19 protein-coding genes, 4 tRNA genes and 1 pseudogene are annotated in these 20195 nt (G+C 58.8%); 16 read left to right on the top strand and 8 right to left on the bottom strand.

What is annotated here, in order from left to right; translation table 11 throughout:
• Positions 1 to 147 precede the first annotated feature (147 nt).
• The gene (locus tag HGO40_RS25075; protein WP_250965217.1) at positions 148 to 894 is read right to left on the bottom strand and encodes a response regulator; all 747 of its coding nucleotides are present in this window, start codon (positions 892 to 894) and stop codon (positions 148 to 150) included.
• 292 nt (positions 895 to 1186) lie between these two features.
• Between HGO40_RS25075 and pyrF the strand changes: the two genes are divergently transcribed.
• On the top strand, positions 1187 to 1885 hold the full coding sequence (gene pyrF / locus HGO40_RS25080) for an orotidine-5'-phosphate decarboxylase (protein ID WP_250965218.1): 699 nt from the start codon (positions 1187 to 1189) through the stop codon (positions 1883 to 1885).
• A 156-nt stretch (positions 1886 to 2041) separates the two neighbouring features.
• Here pyrF and HGO40_RS25085 read toward each other — a convergent pair whose 3' ends face one another.
• Positions 2042 to 3046, bottom strand: coding sequence for an NADP-dependent oxidoreductase (locus tag HGO40_RS25085; protein WP_186730477.1), 1005 nt, complete (start codon positions 3044 to 3046; stop codon positions 2042 to 2044).
• Between the two features lie 226 nt (positions 3047 to 3272).
• On the opposite strand from HGO40_RS25085, the gene HGO40_RS25090 reads away from it, so the two are divergent.
• The 4 genes and pseudogenes from HGO40_RS25090 (at position 3273) to HGO40_RS30970 (ending at position 7696) form a co-directional block, all read left to right on the top strand.
• Positions 3273 to 4034 (top strand): SDR family oxidoreductase, encoded by a 762-nt coding sequence (locus HGO40_RS25090; RefSeq protein WP_250965219.1) that lies wholly within the window; start codon positions 3273 to 3275, stop codon positions 4032 to 4034.
• A gap of 195 nt (positions 4035 to 4229) precedes the next feature.
• On the top strand, positions 4230 to 5618 hold the full coding sequence (locus HGO40_RS25095; protein ID WP_250965220.1) for an aminotransferase-like domain-containing protein: 1389 nt from the start codon (positions 4230 to 4232) through the stop codon (positions 5616 to 5618).
• A 992-nt stretch (positions 5619 to 6610) separates the two neighbouring features.
• A pseudogene (locus HGO40_RS30965) lies at positions 6611 to 6787 on the top strand (HAMP domain-containing protein); the annotation flags it as partial.
• Positions 6788 to 6991: 204 nt separating this feature from the next.
• Positions 6992 to 7696, top strand: a complete 705-nt coding sequence (locus HGO40_RS30970; protein WP_434576387.1) for a methyl-accepting chemotaxis protein — start codon at positions 6992 to 6994, stop codon at positions 7694 to 7696.
• A gap of 158 nt (positions 7697 to 7854) precedes the next feature.
• Here HGO40_RS30970 and HGO40_RS25105 read toward each other — a convergent pair whose 3' ends face one another.
• On the bottom strand, positions 7855 to 8613 hold the full coding sequence (locus HGO40_RS25105) for a hypothetical protein (RefSeq protein ID WP_250965222.1): 759 nt from the start codon (positions 8611 to 8613) through the stop codon (positions 7855 to 7857).
• Between the two features lie 373 nt (positions 8614 to 8986).
• Between HGO40_RS25105 and HGO40_RS25110 the strand changes: the two genes are divergently transcribed.
• The 5 genes from HGO40_RS25110 to HGO40_RS25130 all read left to right on the top strand — a co-directional run bounded on the left by HGO40_RS25110 (position 8987) and on the right by HGO40_RS25130 (position 10282).
• A tRNA-Glu gene (locus tag HGO40_RS25110) sits at positions 8987 to 9062 on the top strand.
• Between the two features lie 2 nt (positions 9063 to 9064).
• Positions 9065 to 9140: transfer RNA gene (locus tag HGO40_RS25115), tRNA-Gly, on the top strand.
• A gap of 104 nt (positions 9141 to 9244) precedes the next feature.
• Positions 9245 to 9320 (top strand) — tRNA-Glu (locus HGO40_RS25120).
• Positions 9321 to 9323: 3 nt separating this feature from the next.
• A tRNA-Gly gene (locus HGO40_RS25125) sits at positions 9324 to 9399 on the top strand.
• Between the two features lie 250 nt (positions 9400 to 9649).
• Positions 9650 to 10282, top strand: a complete 633-nt coding sequence (locus HGO40_RS25130; protein WP_250965223.1) for a LysE family translocator — start codon at positions 9650 to 9652, stop codon at positions 10280 to 10282.
• 26 nt (positions 10283 to 10308) lie between these two features.
• Here the strand turns inward: HGO40_RS25130 and HGO40_RS25135 are convergent, their stop codons facing one another.
• The 4 genes from HGO40_RS25135 to HGO40_RS25150 all read right to left on the bottom strand — a co-directional run bounded on the left by HGO40_RS25135 (position 10309) and on the right by HGO40_RS25150 (position 15054).
• On the bottom strand, positions 10309 to 11565 hold the full coding sequence (locus HGO40_RS25135) for an aminotransferase-like domain-containing protein (RefSeq protein WP_250965224.1): 1257 nt from the start codon (positions 11563 to 11565) through the stop codon (positions 10309 to 10311).
• 60 nt (positions 11566 to 11625) lie between these two features.
• Positions 11626 to 12762 (bottom strand): PLP-dependent transferase, encoded by a 1137-nt coding sequence (locus tag HGO40_RS25140; protein ID WP_250965225.1) that lies wholly within the window; start codon positions 12760 to 12762, stop codon positions 11626 to 11628.
• A complete protein-coding gene (amrS, locus tag HGO40_RS25145) occupies positions 12759 to 14243 on the bottom strand; it encodes an AmmeMemoRadiSam system radical SAM enzyme (RefSeq protein WP_250965226.1) in 1485 nt (494 codons plus the stop codon). The genes HGO40_RS25140 and amrS overlap by 4 nt, the downstream gene beginning before the upstream one ends.
• Positions 14244 to 14340: 97 nt before the next feature.
• A complete protein-coding gene (locus tag HGO40_RS25150) occupies positions 14341 to 15054 on the bottom strand; it encodes a YczE/YyaS/YitT family protein (protein ID WP_250965227.1) in 714 nt (237 codons plus the stop codon).
• A gap of 199 nt (positions 15055 to 15253) precedes the next feature.
• On the opposite strand from HGO40_RS25150, the gene HGO40_RS25155 reads away from it, so the two are divergent.
• Positions 15254 to 15685, top strand: coding sequence for an Lrp/AsnC family transcriptional regulator (locus HGO40_RS25155; protein ID WP_250965228.1), 432 nt, complete (start codon positions 15254 to 15256; stop codon positions 15683 to 15685).
• Between the two features lie 9 nt (positions 15686 to 15694).
• Here the strand turns inward: HGO40_RS25155 and HGO40_RS25160 are convergent, their stop codons facing one another.
• Positions 15695 to 16564, bottom strand: coding sequence for a response regulator transcription factor (locus HGO40_RS25160; RefSeq protein WP_250965229.1), 870 nt, complete (start codon positions 16562 to 16564; stop codon positions 15695 to 15697).
• A gap of 301 nt (positions 16565 to 16865) precedes the next feature.
• Here HGO40_RS25160 and HGO40_RS25165 point away from each other — a divergent pair, with 301 nt between their 5' ends.
• From HGO40_RS25165 to cpaB, 5 genes are all read left to right on the top strand, one after another.
• The gene (locus HGO40_RS25165; protein WP_186707157.1) at positions 16866 to 17063 is read left to right on the top strand and encodes a Flp family type IVb pilin; all 198 of its coding nucleotides are present in this window, start codon (positions 16866 to 16868) and stop codon (positions 17061 to 17063) included.
• A 151-nt stretch (positions 17064 to 17214) separates the two neighbouring features.
• Positions 17215 to 17409, top strand: coding sequence for a Flp family type IVb pilin (locus HGO40_RS25170; protein WP_250965230.1), 195 nt, complete (start codon positions 17215 to 17217; stop codon positions 17407 to 17409).
• Positions 17410 to 17437: 28 nt separating this feature from the next.
• Positions 17438 to 17968: an A24 family peptidase gene (locus HGO40_RS25175; RefSeq protein WP_186707159.1), complete on the top strand. Its 531-nt coding sequence runs from the start codon at positions 17438 to 17440 to the stop codon at positions 17966 to 17968.
• A gap of 2 nt (positions 17969 to 17970) precedes the next feature.
• Positions 17971 to 19299, top strand: coding sequence for a DUF8689 domain-containing protein (locus HGO40_RS25180; RefSeq protein ID WP_186707160.1), 1329 nt, complete (start codon positions 17971 to 17973; stop codon positions 19297 to 19299).
• A gap of 15 nt (positions 19300 to 19314) precedes the next feature.
• Positions 19315 to 20130: a Flp pilus assembly protein CpaB gene (gene cpaB / locus HGO40_RS25185; RefSeq protein WP_250965231.1), complete on the top strand. Its 816-nt coding sequence runs from the start codon at positions 19315 to 19317 to the stop codon at positions 20128 to 20130.
• The last annotated feature ends 65 nt before the right edge of the window (positions 20131 to 20195 follow it).

Here is a 20195-nt window from a genome sequence, read left to right on the forward strand (position 1 = left end):
CTTGCTGGATCATTCCAGGCGGAGGCCCGGGAGGTGGCGGTTGGTCTTAATCGAAAAACCAGGCAAAGGCCAGCAGATGAGCCAGGACTCTCGCCAGCAGCAACACGCCGAACAGGCGACCGAACAAGGAGTCCAGGCGCAATCGCATCAACCGATGTCCCGGGCGTCGAATAAATAACCCTCACCGCGCACCGTCTTGATCAGTTGCGGGGCCTTGGGGTCGTCGCCCAGCTTTTGGCGCAGGCGTGACACGAGCAAGTCGATGCTGCGGGCGAACGCTTCGATGGAGCGACCACGCGCCGCGTCCAGCAGATGTTCGCGGCTGAGCACCCGGCGCGGTCGTTCGATGAAGACCCACAACAGGCGGAACTCGGCATTGGACAGTGGCACCACCAACCCGTCGCCCGAGATCAGTTGGCGCAATACGCTGTTGAGCCGCCAGTTGTCGAAACGGATATTGGCCCGCTGCTCGGTGCGGTCGTCGCGCACCCTGCGCAGGATGGTCTGGATACGTGCCACCAGTTCCCTGGGTTCGAACGGCTTGGCCATGTAGTCATCGGCGCCCAGTTCCAGGCCGATGATGCGGTCGGTGGGCTCGCAACGGGCGGTGAGCATCAGGATCGGGATGTCCGATTCGGCGCGCAACCAGCGGCACAACTGCAAGCCGTCCTCACCCGGGAGCATCAGGTCGAGCACGACCACGTCGAAGTGCTCAGCCTTCATCGCCTGGCGCATGGCCGCGCCATCGGTCACGCCGCTGGCCCGAATGCTGAAGCGGGCCAGGTAATCGATCAGCAGTTCGCGGATCGGCACGTCATCATCGACGATCAGCGCGCGAGTGCTCCAGCGCTTGTCATCTTGAGTGTCAGAATTTGCAACAGGGTGGGTCTGCATAGATGCATCATCTGCCAGGTTGGCTGCCAACCGCAAAGAAGGCGGCGAGGTTGAGGCTTCAGCATAGGCGTCGTGCCGCGAGGCGTGAAGCGGTGAAAAGGGCGGGTTGTGGCGGCGGACGGTAGCGTGTCGACGTGTTGTATGCATGTCATGAATGTATCGGCTTCGACACAAAGGCCGGTATCGTCCATGCTGCGGCGAGGGACGATGAGATTTACCGATCATCGGGTCCCGCACGGGCGCTCCTTCCGCTACAATGCGCGCCGATTTCGACTTGCCTGAGAGCCCGCTCATGTCCGCCTGCCAGACGCCCATCATCGTCGCCCTGGATTTCCCCACCCGTGACGCCGCCCTGAAGCTGGCCGACCAGTTGGACCCCACGCTTTGCCGGGTCAAAGTCGGCAAGGAACTGTTCACCTGTTGCGCTGCGGAAATTGTCGGGACCCTGCGTGACAAGGGTTTCGAAGTGTTCCTGGACCTGAAATTCCACGATATCCCCAACACCACCGCCATGGCCGTCAAGGCGGCTGCGGAGATGGGCGTGTGGATGGTCAACGTGCATTGCTCCGGTGGCCTGCGCATGATGGCGGCCTGCCGTGAAGTGCTGGATCAGCGCAGCGGCCCGAAACCGTTGCTGATCGGCGTGACCGTGTTGACCAGCATGGAGCGCGAGGACCTGGCCGGGATCGGCCTGGACATCGAGCCCCAGGAGCAGGTGCTGCGCTTGGCGGCGTTGGCGCAGAAGGCCGGCCTGGACGGTCTGGTCTGTTCAGCCCTGGAGGCCGGCGCTTTGAAAGCAGCCCATCCGGCGCTGCAACTGGTGACCCCGGGGATTCGTCCGGCGGGCAGCGCCCAGGACGACCAACGTCGCATCCTGACCCCGCGCCAGGCGCTGGATGCCGGCTCCGACTACCTGGTGAGCGGTCGCCCGATCAGCCAGGCCGCCGATCCGGCCAAGGCCTTGGCGGCGGTCGTGGCCGAACTGGCCTGAGCAAACACTGAGGATCCCTACTGTGGGAGCGAGCTTGCTCGCGATAGCGGTAGGTCAGTCAATATCAATGTTGACTGACAGGGCCCCATCGCGGGCAAGCTCGCTCTCACAGTTGTTTTGTGTCAGGCCTTAACCTGCATCCACAGCTGATGCGTATCAGACCTTGAGGACGAGCTTCCCGAAGTTCTCCCCGCTGAACAACTTGGTCAGCGTCTCGGGAAACGTCTCCAGTCCTTCGACGATATCTTCCTTGCTCTTGAGCTGACCCTTGGCCATCCAGCCGGCCATTTCCTGCCCGGCGGCAGCGAACTGCGAGGCGTAGTCCATGACCACGAAGCCTTCCATGCGTGCCCGGTTGACCAGCAGTGACAGGTAATTGGCGGGGCCTTTCACCGCTTCCTTGTTGTTGTACTGGCTGATGGCGCCGCAGATCACCACGCGGGCCTTGAGGTTCAGGCGGCTGAGTACGGCATCGAGGATGTCGCCCCCGACATTGTCGAAATACACGTCCACGCCTTTGGGGCACTCGCGCTTGAGGCCGGCATGGACGTCTTCGTTCTTGTAGTCGATGGCGCCGTCGAAGCCCAGTTCATCCACCAGGAATTTGCATTTGTCGGCGCCGCCGGCAATGCCCACCACGCGACAGCCCTTGAGCTTGGCAATCTGCCCGGCGATGCTGCCCACCGCACCGGCGGCCCCCGACAGTACCACGGTCTCGCCGGCCTTGGGCGCGCCGACGTCCAGCAGGGCGAAGTAGGCGGTCATGCCGGTCATGCCCAGGGCGGACAGGTAGCGGGGCAGCGGTGCCAGTTTCGGATCGACTTTGTAGAAACCTCTTGGCTCGCCGAGGAAGTAATCCTGCACACCCAAGGCCCCGTTGACGTAGTCCCCGACCGCGAACCCCGGGTTGTTCGAGGCGATCACCTGGCCGACGCCCAATGCCCGCATCACTTCACCGATGCCGACCGGCGGGATGTAGGATTTGCCCTCGTTCATCCACCCGCGCATGGCCGGGTCCAGGGACAGGTATTCATTCTTCACCAGGATCTGGCCGGCTGCCGGTTCGCCCACCGGGACTTGCTGATAGGTGAACGTCTCGCGGGTCGCGGCGCCTACCGGGCGTTTGGCGAGCAGGAACTGGCGATTGGTCTGGGCGGTCATGGTTGGCACTCAAGATGAATGAAGTCTTGTTGATAGACCTTCGAAGCATTTGCCGCAAGCTTTGCCGATACAGCGAATGCAGTTCGATCCAACACAGTGATAGTTCGCCCAGGGGCCTTATCACTGGCACCCATGAATGCTCAACCGGCAGTTGGATAGTGCTGCCGTGCTCTCGGGACCTGTGGCTAGACTGGCGTCATCTCCCGCATTCTTCGAGGAACTGACAATGAGCATGACGTTTTCCGGACAGGTTGCCGTGGTCACGGGCGCCGCCGCTGGCATTGGCCGCGCTACCGCTCAGGCATTTGCGGCAGAGGGCCTGAAAGTCGTGGTGGCCGACCTGGACGCGGCGGGCGGCGAGGGTACGGTGCAGGCGATTCGTGATGCGGGCGGCGACGCAGTGTTCGTGCGCTGCAATGTCACGCTGGAAAGCGATGTGCAGCAACTGATGGACGAGGTGATCAAGACCTACGGTCGCCTTGACTACGCCTTCAACAACGCCGGGATCGAGATCGAGAAGGGCAAGCTGGCCGACGGCACCCTCGATGAGTTCGACGCGATCATGGGGGTCAATGTAAAAGGCGTCTGGTTGTGCATGAAGTACCAGTTGCCTTTGCTGCTGGCCCAGGGCGGCGGCGCTATCGTCAATACGGCCTCGGTGGCCGGCCTGGGCGCAGCGCCGAAAATGAGCATCTATGCCGCCTCCAAGCACGCCGTGATCGGCTTGACCAAATCGGCCGCCATCGAATACGCCAAGAAGAAGATCCGCGTGAACGCGGTCTGTCCGGCGGTGATCGACACCGACATGTTCCGTCGGGCCTACGAGGCAGACCCGAAAAAAGGCGAGTTCGCCAATGCCATGCACCCGGTGGGGCGTATCGGCAAGGTCGAGGAAATCGCCAGCGCCGTGCTGTACCTGTGCAGCGACGGCGCGGCGTTCACCACCGGCCATTCCCTGGCGGTGGACGGTGGGGTCACGGCGTTCTGAGGACGCTTCCCTTGGCGTGTAGGACGAAGCCCGCACTGGTTGCGGGCTTTTTCTTTGGGGGGTGGACACGGTCTATCAATGTGTTTCAAAGGGTGAGAATCAGCGGTTTTGGCGGCTTTGTCGTACATCGCTGGGGGATGGCCTGTGCTTAACTGTTTCCGGAAATAAAACAAACGCTTAGGAGCTTGGTTACTCATGGAGTTGAGAATCGACCGACAGGCCTTGGTGCCTGTCGTGCAGCAAATCGTCGACGCGCTGACTGGATGGATCCGACAGGATGCGGTGCAACCAGGGACTCGCCTGCCGTCCGTCCGCCAACTGGCGCGGCAGAACCTGCTCAGCCAGTCCAGCGTCAATGAAGCGTGTGAGCGCCTGGTTGCCCAAGGCCTGCTGGCGTCCCGGCATGGTTCCAGCTTTTTTGTCGCACCATCCCCGGCGCCCGGGGTCGTGTCCACCGACCCGAGTCGCCAGCAGGACACGTTCGCTGAAGGCGGTGAAATCCCGCAATGGGCGTTGCCGCTGGGGTGTGGCGGGTTGCCCGAGAGCTGGCGTGAAAGCGATGACCTGGGCTATGCGATCCGTCAGGTCACCCGCACCGATATGGCGGGGTTGTTCAACTACAGCACGCCGTTGGGGCTGCCCGCCTTGCGCGAGCAACTGTCCAGGCGCCTGAAGCAATTCAATATCGAGGCTGATAAAGACTCGATCCTGACCACCGCTGGGGCGACCCAGGGGCTGGACCTGATCGTGCGGACACTGTTGCAGCCAGGCGCTTGCGTGATAGTGGAGAGCCCAGGCTATTCAAACCTGTTCGACCTGCTCCGGTTGCACAAGATCGAGATGCTCGAACTGCCCAGGACCCCGCGCGGCCCGGACGTCGATGTGCTGCAAGACTTGTTGGCGAAACACCGGCCCAGTGCGCTGTTCGTCAACAGCGCCTGCCACAATCCGACCGGCACCAGCCTGGCCCCGGCCGTGGCCCAACGGTTGCTGCAATTGACGAAGCAACACGCCGTGCTGGTGATCGAAGACGATGCCTATGGCGACTTCCAGAGCTCGGCGCGGACCCGGCTGGCGGCGCTGGATGCCGACGTGGTCTACGTGGGCAGTTTCTCGAAGACCCTGAGCAGTTCGTTACGCGTCGGTTTTGTGGTGGCCGGGCCGTCCACCATTGCGCGTCTGAGCGAGGTCAAGGGCATTACAAGCATGGGCGTGTCGCGGTTCTGTGAGTCGGTGCTTGCCACTCTCCTGGCCAACGGGGCCTATCGCAAGCTGGTCCAGCGCCAGCGGCAACGCCTGGGCGTCGATACGGCGGCGCTGTTGCAGGTATTGGAGGACGCCGACTGGGAGGTGTTTGGCAAACCCACCGGAGGGCTTTTCATCTGGGCGAAACCGCCAATCAACGACTACGCTGGATTACAGCGTCTGGCCAGGCGCTTCGGTGTGCTGTTGTCTTCGTCTACGGCCTTCAGTCCTTCGGGCGCTGACAGCGACTGGCTACGGATCAACGTGGCCTATGCCCGTGATCCCCGGGCGCTGGTTTTTTTTCGGGCCGCAACGCTGGATCGACCTCAAGTGTCCTGAAAACGACGAAGCTGTAGCTTTTTGCCATTATTCCGACGCCAGCATCTTGTGTTGCAGGGCGTCTCGTTGCGAATCTGCAATCAACACACACTGGCAGAGGACTGGGCGCAATGATTTCGGCCGTGCAAGGACGTTTTGCCAACCTGGGTATGGCAAAAAAACTGGGTATCGGATTTGTCCTGGTGCTGCTGTTGACCGCTGTGGTCGCGGCCATCGGCGTCTGGTCCCTGCAGACCATCAGCCATCGTTTCGGTGGCCTGAAACAGATGTCGTCCCTCAACAGCGGGTTGCTCAAGGTCCGGCTGCTGGAGCAGGAGTACGCCTCGCGTTCCGACCCCAAGACGGCCGATGCCCTGCGCCAAGGGGTCGACGGGCTTGTGGCCCTGGCGAACGAGCTCAAGGCACAGTCGGCAGCCAATGTGCCGGTGATGAATGATGTCGAGCAGGCGCTGGGCGCGTACCGCAAGGCGTTCGATGAGTTTGTCGGGTTGAGCCAGAGCAAGGACCTGGCACTGGAAATGGCCAGTTGGTCGGTGTCCAGCGTGGCCAACAACCTTGATGTGTTGCAGGCCGGGCTGGCGGATGACGGTACCTATACCTTGAAAGACTCCGAAGGCAAGGAGGGTGCCGAATTCATCGAGCAGGCCAACCAGATCAGCGAAGTGTCGCGGTTGATGTTGCAGGCCATGAATGAAGCGCGGGTCCGCCTGGACCAGAGCCGCAAAGGCAATGTCGAGGGCGCCGGAGAAGGCAGCATTGAACAGGCCGAGCAGGCGATGAAACAGGCCGAAGCGCTCAAGACCACGGTCAAGGACCCGGGTTACCAGACCGTGCTGAACGAAGTGGCCGGCCACATCGCCGGTTTCAACCAGCAACTGGCCGAGTACACCGGACTGCTGGCGAAGGAAAAAATCGTCTACCAGCAACTGCACGAGCGGGCCGACCAAGTGGTGGCGCGGGTCGACCAGGCCTTCAGTGCCGAAGACCAGGCCATGCAGGCAGAATTGAAGAAGAACTCGCTGCTGATCGTCGGTTCGTCGGCCTTGGCGTTGCTGGTGGGGTTGATCGCGGCGTGGGTTATCACGCGGCTGATCGTGACGCCGCTGCGCAGCGTCATTCGCGTTGCCCAGCGGATCGCGGCGGGTGACTTGAGCGCCACGGTCGAAGTGACGCGCCGGGACGAGATTGGCCAGTTGATGCTGGCCATGCAACAGATGGGCGCAGGGTTGAGCAGTATCGTCAGCGGCTTGCAGGCCGGGATCGAGCAATTGGCCAATTCGGCGCAGTCGCTGTCGGCGGTGACCGAGCAGACCAACCTGGAAGTCAGCAGCCAGAAAGAGGAAACCGAGCAGGTCGCCACGGCCATGAACCAGATGACCGCCACCGTGCACGATGTGGCGCGCAATGCCGAAGAAGCGGCACAAGCGGCCCAGACGGCCGACGACAAGGTCGAAAGCGGCCAGCAGGTGGTGCGCCAGAGCATGGTGCGCATCGAACAACTGGCCGATTCGGCGACGTCGGCCAGTTCCAGCATCGAAAGCCTCAGCGCCGAGATCCAGAACATCGGCACGGTGCTGGAAGTCATCAAGAGCGTGGCCGAGCAAACCAACCTGCTGGCGCTCAATGCCGCTATCGAGGCGGCCCGCGCCGGGGAACAGGGCAGGGGCTTCGCAGTCGTTGCCGATGAAGTGCGGGCCCTGGCCAGGCGCACGCAACAGTCCACCGAGGAGATCGAACGGCTGGTGAGCGCCTTGCGTTCAGCGGCCCAGGCCTCCGTTCAGCAGATCCAGAGCAGCGGCGAGCTGGTGAAGATGGCGGTCAGCGACGCACTGCAGACCGAGAGCGCCTTGGGCAGCATTGCGGCGGCGGTGTCGTTGATCCAGCAGATGAACCAACAGATCGCCGCGGCGGCCGAGCAACAGAGCTCGGTGGCCGAAGAGATCAATCGCAGCGTGACCAGTATTCGCGCCAGCGCCGATCAATCTTCCCTGGCGATGCGCGGCAATGCCGCATCCAGCATCGAGCTGGCACAGTTGGGGGTTGAGTTGAAAGGAATGGTGGGGCATTTCAGGTTGTAAGCCGGTGGCGGCTCGACACCTATACCTGTGGCGAGGGAGCTTGCTCCCGTTTGGGTGCGAAGCACCCACCGCTCAAGGACCGTTGCGCCCGAAGTGTTGGGCCGGCCCAGCGGGAGCAAGCTCCCTCGCCACAAGGGAACTCGCTTCGGCCCTTAATCTCAGTCGTAGACCTTCTTCTTTTTCCACTCGTCGTTTATTTCGTCGTCCTTCAAGCCCTCAGTCAACTGGTTGACCTCGCCCTCGACCGGCTGGGTGCTGGCCAGGACCTGGGCATTGGCGCGGGCCAGGAGGTTTTCCAGGTAGGCCAGTTGCTCGGCGTAGACCTGGGGTTCCTGTTGCTTGCGCAAGTACTGCACGCCGCGCTCGAAGGCCAGGCGGGCCTGCCCGGGTTGTTCCTGCTGCAACGCCTGTTGGCCGAGATTGTTGAAGAACTCGATGTGCAGTAGCACCAGGATATGCCGCACTTCACGGATCCAGCGCTTGGCTTCGTTGGGCGGCAGGAAACCGTCCTGGGCGGCGCGGGTGATCTGGCCGTGCAAAGCCTCGAGCAGAAAACGTACGTCCTTGGCCTTGGCTTCGGTCTGGATCGGTGCCGGCGGATTGTGCACCGGGATCGATTCACCTTGGGCGGCCAGTGCGCTCAATTCGTCCAGGCGTGCCTTGACCGTGGAATTGGTTTTCTCCAGGTTCAGCAAGCGCTGGCAGACGTTCATCTCGAGGCGGGTCATCAACAACTTCAGGGCAGGGGTCATCAACTGCCCGGGAAAGGTTTCGGTGAGCTCGCCACAGCGACGCATGCGGTCGTTGAGTTCTACCTTGGTGCGGGCCTTTTCCAGCTTGTTGTTTTCCACCACGTGGTTCATGTAGCCAATGGCGATCAACAGGGCGATCCCGGCTACGACGAGCAGGGTGATCATGAGTGGTGTCACCGGTAAGACCTCTTTATTAGGGTACGCATGTCATGAGTGTAGTGGCTTGGCTTTTAAGCGCATAGGCCCGAGCGACGCGATTAGACGGGCGTCGTGCTGTTTATAGGAAGCATAACCGGGTAGGAGCACATTGCCATCATTTGCCGGGCGCGACTATAGCGTCTCGGCGGGCGACAGAATATAGGCGTCAGAGACCGGACGAGGGAAATCCGTGGATCGCCCCCTCAAACCGGGCGAAGTCATTGATTTAAATAAATTTATATCTGGGGGTTGACGACCCTTCAATCCATCCATAGAATGCGCGCCACTTACAGCGTAAAGCACTCAGCCAAACGCTCTAAGCAGTGAATGTTGTACGTGTGTCCCCTTCGTCTAGTGGCCTAGGACACCGCCCTTTCACGGCGGTAACAGGGGTTCGAGTCCCCTAGGGGACGCCAATGCGGGAATAGCTCAGTTGGTAGAGCACGACCTTGCCAAGGTCGGGGTCGCGAGTTCGAGTCTCGTTTCCCGCTCCAATTTAAACAGCGTTGCTTTCGGGCAGGGCTGAGTGAAGCCAGAGCCGACATCTTCGGATGCGGATTTGGGCACTGAAATACACACCATGTGTTTCAGTTAGTGTGTCCCCTTCGTCTAGTGGCCTAGGACACCGCCCTTTCACGGCGGTAACAGGGGTTCGAGTCCCCTAGGGGACGCCATTTGCGGGAATAGCTCAGTTGGTAGAGCACGACCTTGCCAAGGTCGGGGTCGCGAGTTCGAGTCTCGTTTCCCGCTCCAAATTCAAAAAAACGCTGCTCATATGAGCGGCGTTTTTTTATGCCCATGAAAAGGCCGTCCAGCGCTCTTGTGCCTACAACGAGCGATTTTCGGTGTCTGAGGAGACTGGCGGCGCTTTACCTTAAAAATGAAGGTGAAGCGAAATTACTTCATGCAAAACTTAAGGGAAAACCTTTAGGAAGATTAATAGTTCATTCCTAAAAAAAAGCACTTCTCCTAACCTTCCAGTACCCATTCTGGAGGTGCGCTTATGCTGGTTTTTATTAAATCGATGGTCATTGGGCTGTGTATTGCAGCCCCGGTGGGACCCATTGGGCTGTTGTGCATACAAAGAAGCCTGATGCAGGGATGGAGGGCAGGTTTCGCGACGGGATTGGGGGCGGCCACCGCCGATTCGATCTATGGATTCATCGGGGCCCTGGGGGTCACGGCCATCATCGCGACGCTCATCAGCTTTAAACCTTGGTTGTGCATCTTCGGCGGGCTATTCCTCGCCTATATCGGCTATCAGACAATACGGTCGAAAGTCGGCGCGACCGCGATGGCGGGTGAGCGGGCCGATATGTTCAAAGCCTACTCGACCACGCTGTTCCTGACCCTGTCGAACCCCATGACCATCTTGTCGTTTATCGCGATATTTGCCGCGTTGAGCGATGGCATGGCCAGTGATCAAGGCGGCCAGCACGCCTTGTTGCCGATGGTGACCGGTATATTCCTGGGCTCGGCGGCCTGGTGGCTGGGGTTAAGCGGGTTCTCCTCCATTTTCAAGGCCCGGATTGCCGAATCCAAGCTAAGGCTGATCAACTATTTTTCAGGGGCGATCATCGCCGTTCTGGGGGCGTATCAGGTCGCCACGGGTGTCATGCTGGCGACGGCAACCTGATTGAAAATGATGCACAAAAAGAGGTCCTACTGCAGCCTGGACTCAACATACGCCCTGAATCGGCCTATTGCCTGGGTGACGTTTGAGGCGGTGGCATTGCTGAATGAAAGCCTGACTTGGTTAGCCGCCTCATTCGTCAGCGAAAATAAAGTGGTCGGAAAGACGATCACTTTGAACTGCTGGGCGCATTCGCGCATTTCAGCTTCGCCAAAGACGAAAGGCAGCTGCACATTGATGAAGAAGCCGCCTGTTGGGTGATTCCAACTGACCGATCCATGAACGCCAGACTTGAGCGGAAATTCACGTTCAAGGCATTCAAGCATGTGGTTCCTTTTGTTCGTATAGGACAACACCCTGGGCTGGTTCAGCCCCTTCAGCGAGTAGTCGTTCTCGATCAGCACGCCGGCGACGACCGCTTGGCACAGGGCTGGAGTGTTAACGGTGATCAGGCTTTTGGCCTTGCACAACCTCGTGTTGAACGACATGACGCCGGCACCCTGCGGAGCGACCACATAACCCATGCGCAAGCCCGGAAAAATCGATTTGGCAAAAGAACCGAGCAAGAACACCCGACTGCTGTCGATGGACTTCATGGATGCAATGGCAGCGCCTTCGTACCTGAAGTAGCGGTAGGCCGTGTCTTCAAGGATGAAAAAGTTCTTTTCCCTGGCCAAGGCAAGCATGGCTGTCCTGGCGTGATAGGAAAGGCTGTCGGCGGTCGGATTGCTGAAGTCTGGAACGGCATAAAGTGCTTTGATTTTTTCTCCTCTGGATTCAAGTGCTTCAACGATCTTGCGCAGGGCGATCGGGTCTAGAAAAGCCGCCATGGGAACCGGGACGATCTTTATGCCCAGCAGTTTTGCGATGCCGGTAATCCCGGAAAACACCGGGTCAGGCACCAACAACACCCCACCGCCTTCAAAGATGGACAGGAGCGTCAAGGTGCAGGCTTCCTGAAACCCCAGGCACACCACGATGCTTTCAGGATTGGAGACGGTTATCCCTTCATCCACCTGCAAATAGGTGGCGATCGTTTCATTGATGATCCCGGAGGATTTTCCATATTGGCAAAGCAGCGTCGCCAGCGATTGCTCGGTGCCGGCGACATGATGTTTGTAGTGGGCCAGGCCCTTGTCGATGAGCGCCGGGTCGCACTGCTGATCATCGGGTCGACCGGAAGCCAGTGAAATGGCCTGCGGGGTTTCTTGGGCGATGGAATTTAGAAGGTGGATAACGTTCAGGATGGGGTCGTCGAATATCGTGTTTTCGAATGCGCCGGACACTTTCTTTGCTCCATAAAAAAGCAACGAGCCATTGAAGGCTCGTTGTTCTTGATGACACCGCTACGCAGGATCTTTCTGATCGACCTTGCTTTCCATGGTTTCGAATGCCTGGAGCAGATCCTCCTTGAGATCGTCGAGATCCTCCAGGCCAAAGCACAATCGAACCAGGCCCTTCTCGATGCCCATGTCGGCTTTTTCCTGGTCCGTCATCGAGGCGTGGCTGCCACTGAAGGGCTGGGCGACCATTGACGTGACGCAGGCCATTCCAGTGCCCGTGCCAAACCATTTGAGCGCGCTGGTGAACGTTTTGTAAAAGGGCACCAGGTCCGGCCGAATATCGACAAACACAATGCCGCCATAGCCGGTCAACTGCTTGCCATCGATGCGTGGGTAATAGACATGCTCGATGAAAGGCAACTCACGCAGATAATTGACCATGCTTGCGGTCGTCTGGCTGTGTTTTTCCATGCGCAGGTTGAACGTCTGCATGCTCCTGCGCAGCAACCAGGCGCTATTGGGGGTCAGTATCGTGCCTGAATAAAAGCGGCCCTCAAGGAGGCGGTTATAGATCGTCTCATTGTTGACCAACACCAGGCCGCCCATGACATCACTGTGTCCAGAGAAGTATTTGGTTGCGCTGTACAGGGAAATGTCCGCGCCAAAATTCAACGGCTTCTGGAATATCGGCGTGGCCCAGGTATTGTCAACGACCACTAGGGCCTGCGGGTTGTTTTGCTTGACGGCCCTGCTGACCGCATGGATATCAATGTCTTTCAGGAACGGGTTGGTCGGTGTTTCGAATATCACCATGTCGACGTCCGCCGGCAAGGCCTTCAAACCCTCGGCCGTGGTGAGATCCAGAATCGTCAGGTGTGCGCCGATACGTGCCGCATAGCGCTGGAACAATTTATAAGAGCAGCCATAGATGTATTTGTTGATGACCAGTGAAGCCCCCGGTTTCAACAGTTCCAACACCATATAGATCGCGCTCATCCCGGTGCTGTAGGCCAAGGCATATTCGCTGCCCTCCAGGGACGCGACGACCTGTTCCAATTCAGTCACATTGGGGTTGGCTTTCCTTGAGTAGAAGAAGGCCGAGTCCGCATTGAACGCGCTGCACTGATAAATAGGCGTTACCGAAGGGTGAGCGTCCCGGTCATCCACCTTGATATGAAGTATTTCAGTCGACACTTTCATGCTTGGCTGACCAGTTTGATGACCTGTTCATACATGTTCTGCTTGCCCTCGTAACCAACGGTCGGGGTGATGTCATTTTGCGAGATGCCGATCTCTTCAATCGACTCAGTAGGGAAGTGAGCCCGGTCGAAGACTTCATGAAGGTTCGAGTTCACGCCGTTGGGGAGCCAGACCTCAGGACCGGTTTCATCGATGCGCGCCTTGGCAATGATGAATCGATAGCTTTCATGGGCCCGCAAGGTCAGCGATTTCCACTCGCTGTTATGCCCGTCCGTATAGTTGCGTCGCAGGTAGACAGTCTGTTCGAAGTCCTCGGTATTCAGCACTTGGGCGTGCAGCGACACAATGTCTCCGTGCCATTCGAACTTGCGCTTCTCATAAGCGCTCAGCGCGTTTTCGCACAGCTCGACAGGGGCGTACGCCTGGTGCTCGCCGAGTAATTTGAAGTGCGCATCATGCCCGCATTGGGAGCAGCACCCCTTGCTGTCCAGTCCGATGATGTCCGCGTTCAGGCCATACCGGGTGACGAGCAGGGCGTTACAGTGGTTGCAACTGGTATTGGTCCCTTCGACATCATTCACGTTACCCAGGTAGACGTGCTCGACGCCCATGCTCCGAGCGACGTCCCGAGCCTTCAGCAGCCTGTCCACAGGTGTACGGATGCTGTTGCTCATTTTGTAATCGGGGTGAAACCGGACGAAGTGCAGCGGTACGTTCGGACCCAGTTCATCCAATACCCACTGGCTGATTTTCCGGGCCGTTTCCTCGTCGTCGCTGATGTCGGTCACCATCAAGGTGCTGACTTCGACATATTTACCAGCGTCATAGACTTTCTTGCTACCCGCCAGGACGGGCTCTACCCAGCCCGTGGTGACCTTGCGGTAGTACTCCGGAGAGATGGATTTCAGCGAAATCGAGAAGATATCGATGACCGGCATCAACTCGTCGATGGCTTCTTCACTGATGAAAAACGCCGATTTATAAAGATTGATCAGGCCGGCTTCCTTGGCCAGCTTTGCTGTATCGAGGATGAATTCATGCCAGACAACCGGATCGTTATAGGTCCAGGAAATGACGCGTATACCGTGTTTGAGCGCGGTCTCCACCACCTGCTCGGGGGTGTAGTAGTAAACGTCTTTGTCGGTGACGTATTTGGCCTGTGATGTCTTCCAGTTGTGGCAGTAGCCGCAGTTGAGCATGCAGCCGATATTGCCCAGGGACAGGATCCGCTCACCGGGGGCAAAGTGGAAAACGGCTTCGGTTTCGATTGTTTCTTCGGTGCTGTGGACGCCCTTGCCATAGTTCAATGTAACGAGCCTGCCCCCGCGGTTTCCGCGCACCTTGCAAAACCCTACCTTGCCTTCCTGAATGACACAGTTGCGTGGGGAAAGATGACACTTCACGGCTCCCCCGGGGAGTATTTCTTCCAATTTTGCCGGGCTGCTTTCCAAGGTCCAGTTTTTATTTTTTGTAGTGTCCATCTTTCACTCCTCATCACGGAAGTTGCCATCAATAGCATCGGTTTAAAAAGTCGAGGCGAAGCCATCCTGCCGCCCTATAGGGCAGTCATGTTTCTTATTAGTAAGCGGATGAAGCGCTCATCAATCCATAGTTCTTAAGTGCAAAGCGCTTGGCATTAATGTTCATGAACGGTTGAATAAGCGGACCAATTACCAGCAGGAATGCAATCGTTCCTATACCGAACGGCCCGCCTAAAAGCCAACCGCTGGAAAAGATGCCGATTTCAATGATCATCTTGGCTTTGGTGAATGACCAGTTCCATTTGGATACCATGGTCAATACCACGAGATCCATGATTCTGATGCCAATACCGCTCATGATGATCAATGCAGATGAATAGGCACATAGCATCAGCCCCGAGGCCAATAACGCATACTCGTTCATCCTGACGATCAAGTACTCTCCGAGCCCCAGCCACGACCAGAGATCAATCAGCAGTCCGGTCAGCGTCGTGGTAATGAAGGGGCTTATCGGCGGGTATTTTTTGTTCCAGAGCATCCACCAGGTCAGGAAGAACAGCGACACGATAGCCGAACAAACACCCATGCCGAGCATAAGCATTTTATCGATCGAGATGATCAAGACGTCTAGAGGATCGGTACCCAGTTGACTGATGATGAAACACTTGGCACCCAGCGAAAAGAAGCTGACGCCCATCAGGTACATCAGTATCTGGTCTTTCTTGAAGTGGCGGAGATTTAGGACTTGCGTGCCAATGTGCTGAATCAACGGGTGGGGCTTTTCTCCACACTTTTTCTTTTCATCTTCCATGCGAACACCATCCCTGGAGAGAATATTTTATTATGAGTGCGTCACGCTAAAGAGCAGGGCTATTGATTACCCGGATTCTTTTTCAGGTTTTTCAGGCTGGGAATAGACTAGCGCGCTGCTTTATTTTGGTGCATGCTTTTTTTAATGAAAAATGCGGGGTTTTCATTAAAATTTATACTTTGAACCGGGGAAAACGCACATGGATCGTATAGACGTCAAAATCCTGGGTAAGGTACAGGACTGTGGTCGCATTTCCATCACAGAGCTTTCCAAGCATGCTGGGCTTTCTATTCCTGCCACCAATGACAGGTTGCGCAAACTTGAAGACTCCGGGGTCATCAAGGGCTATTGCGCCCAGTTGGATCCTACCAAACTGGGCTACGGCATATCGGCCGTCGTCGGCATCACCACCCTCAAGCCGGCAAAAGCCAAATTGATCGCGACGCTCACCGACATACCCGAGGTCGTCGAGTGCCTGCACATCACGGGGAATGACTCCTATCTGATCCGGATCTACGCCAGGTCCATGGCTGAGATCGAGGACAGCATCGCGAAAATCAACGCGTACGGAGAGACGCGGACCAGCATCGTGCTGTCCATTCCAATCGAGAGAAGAAAGCTCGCCCCGTGAGCCTGAATATCAACCCTCAAGGCTGTGCACCAGGTTTTCAATCGCTTCCAGGGCCGCCTCATCCGGAGGCTCCGGTGCAGGACTCGCGCTGCGCATCTGGTACGCGAGACGGTACTCGCTGGGCGTGCAACTGGCGTATTGCTTGAAGGCGCGGGCGAAGTAGGAGGGGTCCTTGAAGCCGGCCTCATAGCCGATGCTGGTGATGGGCATCTGGCTGTTGTCGAGCAGTTCCTTGGCGAAGCTCATGCGTTTGTTCAGCACGTAGTCGGTGAAGCCGAGCCCATTGGCTTCCTTGAACACCCGGCTGAAGCGAAACGTCGTCATGCCACAGCGCTTGGCCAGGTCGCGCTGATCGATGCTGTCGCGAAAATGCTGGTCGATGTACAGCATGATGTGGCTGAGGGCCTGGTGCTTCTGGTGCCCGGAAGTCAGGCGAATGCTGTCCGGCAGGGTCGGGGAGTGGTCGATCTGCGAGGTTCTTCCCCGGCCGCTGGTATGGCGGCGCAGCTCACACAGCTGGACCACGGCGGTGAGGTAGCGCTTTCGCTCGGCGACGGACAAAGGCAGCACCATGTATTCCCAGACGCTGGAGCGCATCGCCCACACCGCCAGTTCCTCGGAGTGCTGCACGGTGAACATGGTGATGGGGGTGCCGGGAACGGTCCGCTTGATCTCCAACAGGCGTCGCAGGCCCGGCGTGTCCGGGCGGTCGAAATGGATGCAGATCATGTCCACCTGTTCCGCGCTGGGCAGCATGGCGTTTTTTGCCAGCGTGCAGTCGCAGGTGTCCCGGAACTGGGAAACGAGTTCCTGGGTGGACCGATCATGGGTCAGATCGAACCATAACAGCTTTGGCTTTCCAGTCGGATTGGGTGCCATAGGACGACCACTCACAGGTTCTTTCTGCCCTTTAGCTAGCAGTATTGTCACTGTGCTATCACTTCGCCGGATTATTTTTTATAAAAATCCAATTTCTTCCCGTCATCCTCTCGCGGGACGCCTGCTCAGGACTGTCCCAGGGGCGAATTCCCCGCCGCGGCCTCTTTCCCAGCCCGCGCAAAAAAATCCTAGCGATGTGCAAAATCCTCCTAACGGCAATGACCACCCGCTGACTAGGGTTGCATCAGGCAGTTCGCAATGTACTGCCTCTTGAGAAAACAACCCCAATGAGGTGTGCGAAATGACTCTTCAAACAATCAAGGCTTCGGTAGTGAAGTTCGCCAAAGATGAAGATGGCCTGACCATTGTGGAATACGCCGTGGCCGGTGGGTTGATCACCGTATTGGTGGCCGCCGCGTTTGTGCTTCTGGGCGGTGCGGTGAATACCAAGATCCGTGCACTGTGCCAGGCGGTCAACGGCAACGTTGCCTGCGCGTAAGCCAGTCATTGCCCGGGGACACGGTAACGCTCAAGGAATAACGCTTGCGACTCTTTTGCAGTGAGTACAACGCATCAATCAAATGGACTTCACGCTGTCCCCTCCCATCAACTTCGTAGCCGTGACTTCTTCTCAGCGTGAGGTATACGAAATGACTCTCCAGACAATCAGAACTTCGATCCGCAAGTTCGCCAAAGATGAAGCTGGCCTGACCATCGTTGAATACGCCGTGGCGGGTGGCTTGATCACGGTGTTGGTCGCCGCGGCATTCGTCCTCCTGGGCGGCGTCGTGGATACCAAGATCCGGGCGCTGTGCCAAGCCGCCAATGGCAACGTCGCCTGCTAACGATAACCACACCCTAGGGAGACGCATCATGTCCATGGAACTGCTGGTGTCGACGGTATTGCTGCTGGGATTGCTGGGTGTGGCGGTGGTGAGCGACCTGCGTCGCCATCGCATCCCCAACACGCTGGTCCTGGTGGGGATTGCCCTGGGATTGGCTGGCCAGGTCTATACCGGAGGGATCGGTGGCCTGGGCGACAGCCTGCTGGGCATGCTGATCTGTTTCGGGTTGTTCCTGCCCATGTACGCAGTGGGTGGCATGGCCGCCGGCGACGTCAAGCTGATGACCATGGTCGGCAGCTTCCTGCCTTTTCATTACGCACTGTGGGCGGCGCTGTTCAGCCTGATCGCCGGCGGTGTGTGCGGTTTCCTGATCGTCCTGGCCCGCGGCCAACTGCTCCAGACCCTGGGACGCTACTGGTTGATGGTGCGAGCCCAGTCCTACCTGGCGCCGACGTCGGATGAAGTGGCCGGCAAACCCTTTCCTTATTCGATTGCGATCCTGATCGGTACTTTGAACAGCGTCTACTGGCAACTGGTTGCCGGCGGCTGGGGAGTCTAGTCATGCACGTCATCAACGATAGCGATGCCTACCCCAGCGAACGGGAAGCGGTGCAACGCCTGGCACCCCAGCCATGCACCATTCGCGACACCGGCCTGAGCGACAGTTTCCTCGGTGAGCTGGTGTGCAAGCACCTGCACGATGGCGGTGTGCTGGACATGTCGCGGCTGGTGGAGCGTCTGGCCCTGACCGGCGCGGTACTGGAAGAAGTCCTGGCGTTCCTGCGCAAGGACGGTCGCGTCGAAGTGCTGGGTCAGTTGGGCCAGACCGGCGGGCAGACGTTGCGTTATGGCCTGACCGAGCGCGGCCGCAGCTCCGCCCGTGATGCCCTGGCCCGCAGTGGCTACATCGGCGCGGCGCCGTTCCCGGTGAGCACCTATCGCTCGCTGATCAAGATCCAGACCATTCACCACGGTCGCATTACCGCCAAGGACATGAACCAGGCCTTGGCGGGGATGGTGCTGAGCCAGGGCATGCTCGACCAGTTGGGCGTCGCCCTGAATTCCGGGCGGGCGATCATGATCTACGGCCCGGCGGGCACCGGCAAAACCTATGTCAGCAGCCGATTGATCCGGCTGTTCGCCGAAGCCATCTGGGTGCCCCACGCGATTGTCATCAACGAGTCGGTGATCGAAATCTACGACCCACAGGTGCACCAGCGCCTGGATGACAACAGCCAAACCAACAACCTGATGCTCAACGAAGGCATTGACCGCCGGCTGCTGTGCTGCAAACGCCCGATCGTCATCACCGGCGGCGAGTTGAGCATGGAGCAGTTGGACGTGCGCTACGACCCGTTCACCCGGCAATACCAGGCGGCGTTGCAGCTCAAGGCCAGCAACGGCCTGTTCATCATTGACGACATGGGTCGCCAGCGCATGGCCCCGGCCGAGTTGCTCAATCGCTGGATCGTGCCCATGGAGGAGAAGCGCGACTTCATCAACCTGGGCGGCGGTCGGCATTGCGAGTTGCCGTTCGACCTGGTGCTGGTGTTTTCCACCAACCTCAATCCCCTCGAATTGGCCGACGAGGCCTTCCTGCGGCGCATTGGCTACAAGGTTCAGTTCGGCTACCTCAAGCCCGAGGAGTACGAACGCATCTGGCGCCAGGAATGCGAACGCCTGGGCATCCCCTATGACCCGTTGTTGGTGCGTTATGTCCTGCAGCGGTTGTATGGCGGCGAAGGCATGCCGCTGGTGCCTTGCCATCCCCGTGACCTGTTGAACATGGCGCTCGACCGCCAGCGTTACCTGGGCGGTTCCGGACCCCTGTCGCCGCAAGAGCTGGATTGGGCCTGGCACAACTACTTCGTTCAGCTCGACTTCCTTTGATCTGGAGATACCGACATGAGCTCTCGTACGCTTCCGCTGATAGGCGTTTCCCTGGTGCTGGGCCTTGGTGCCGCATGGATGGCTGACTCCTGGCTGAGCGCGCGACTCAACGCGACCCCCGATGATCACTTGCGAAGCGTGGTGGTCGCGACGGTGGAAATTCCCTTCGGGCAAATGGTCGAGGCCCAGCAGGTCACGACCGTGCGCATGCCCATGGACACGATCCCGGACGATGCCTTCGATGCCAGCGAACAGGCCGTGGGCAAGATCGCCACCTTCGACATCCTGCGCGGCGACATTGTGCGGGGCGCGCGCCTGAGCGAGCACCTGGGCGGCAGCACCCTGGCTTCGTTGATCGCCCCGGACAAACGCGCCATTTCGGTACGTGTGGACGATGTGGGTGGCGTGGGGGGCTTCCTCTTGCCAGGTAACCGGGTCGATGTCTTGGCGACCAAGACCACCAACGCCGGCAGCAACAGCGCCACGTCGCGGACCATCCTGGAAAACCTGCGGGTGCTGGCGGTGGACCAGACGGCGGGCACTGACAAGACCCAGCCGGTGGTGGTGCGGGCCGTGACCCTGGAAATGTCGGTCACCGAAGCGGAAGCGCTGGTCACCGCGCAGACCGAAGGCAAGCTGCAATTGGCCCTGCGCAACCCGTTGAACCTGGAGAAAAAACCTGTCGCCGTTGCGCCGCCAGCCCTTGCGCCGGTCATCGCCATGGCGGCCGCCCCGTTGCCCAAACCTGTGGTGCAGCGCAGTGCCAAGCCGCAAGGCGGGGCTGTCACGTTGATCCGCGGGGTTGAAAGCAGCGTGATCAATGTTCGCTGAGTGACCCCTCCATGCCAGGCCTTTGCGGGCCGTGGCGATGCCGATCCTCAAACGTTGTAGGCGAG

Origin of the sequence: Pseudomonas sp. CG7, from assembly GCF_023701885.1 — a bacterium.
Taxonomy (GTDB): Bacteria; Pseudomonadota; Gammaproteobacteria; order Pseudomonadales; family Pseudomonadaceae; genus Aquipseudomonas; species Aquipseudomonas zanjanensis.

Bases quoted from the DNA above. Each gene is read 5' to 3' on its own strand.
- HGO40_RS25075 (WP_250965217.1), bottom strand. From the start codon at position 894: ATGCAGACCCACCCTGTTGCAAATTCTGACACTCAAGATGACAAGCGC.
- pyrF (WP_250965218.1), top strand. From the start codon at position 1,187: ATGTCCGCCTGCCAGACGCCCATCATCGTCGCCCTGGATTTCCCCACC.
- HGO40_RS25085 (WP_186730477.1), bottom strand. From the start codon at position 3,046: ATGACCGCCCAGACCAATCGCCAGTTCCTGCTCGCCAAACGCCCGGTA.
- HGO40_RS25090 (WP_250965219.1), top strand. From the start codon at position 3,273: ATGAGCATGACGTTTTCCGGACAGGTTGCCGTGGTCACGGGCGCCGCC.
- HGO40_RS25095 (WP_250965220.1), top strand. From the start codon at position 4,230: ATGGAGTTGAGAATCGACCGACAGGCCTTGGTGCCTGTCGTGCAGCAA.
- HGO40_RS30970 (WP_434576387.1), top strand. From the start codon at position 6,992: ATGACCGCCACCGTGCACGATGTGGCGCGCAATGCCGAAGAAGCGGCA.
- HGO40_RS25105 (WP_250965222.1), bottom strand. From the start codon at position 8,613: ATGATCACCCTGCTCGTCGTAGCCGGGATCGCCCTGTTGATCGCCATT.
- HGO40_RS25130 (WP_250965223.1), top strand. From the start codon at position 9,650: ATGCTGGTTTTTATTAAATCGATGGTCATTGGGCTGTGTATTGCAGCC.
- HGO40_RS25140 (WP_250965225.1), bottom strand. From the start codon at position 12,762: ATGAAAGTGTCGACTGAAATACTTCATATCAAGGTGGATGACCGGGAC.
- amrS (WP_250965226.1), bottom strand. From the start codon at position 14,243: ATGGACACTACAAAAAATAAAAACTGGACCTTGGAAAGCAGCCCGGCA.
- HGO40_RS25150 (WP_250965227.1), bottom strand. From the start codon at position 15,054: ATGGAAGATGAAAAGAAAAAGTGTGGAGAAAAGCCCCACCCGTTGATT.
- HGO40_RS25155 (WP_250965228.1), top strand. From the start codon at position 15,254: ATGGATCGTATAGACGTCAAAATCCTGGGTAAGGTACAGGACTGTGGT.
- HGO40_RS25160 (WP_250965229.1), bottom strand. From the start codon at position 16,564: ATGGCACCCAATCCGACTGGAAAGCCAAAGCTGTTATGGTTCGATCTG.
- HGO40_RS25165 (WP_186707157.1), top strand. From the start codon at position 16,866: ATGACTCTTCAAACAATCAAGGCTTCGGTAGTGAAGTTCGCCAAAGAT.
- HGO40_RS25170 (WP_250965230.1), top strand. From the start codon at position 17,215: ATGACTCTCCAGACAATCAGAACTTCGATCCGCAAGTTCGCCAAAGAT.
- HGO40_RS25175 (WP_186707159.1), top strand. From the start codon at position 17,438: ATGTCCATGGAACTGCTGGTGTCGACGGTATTGCTGCTGGGATTGCTG.
- HGO40_RS25180 (WP_186707160.1), top strand. From the start codon at position 17,971: ATGCACGTCATCAACGATAGCGATGCCTACCCCAGCGAACGGGAAGCG.
- cpaB (WP_250965231.1), top strand. From the start codon at position 19,315: ATGAGCTCTCGTACGCTTCCGCTGATAGGCGTTTCCCTGGTGCTGGGC.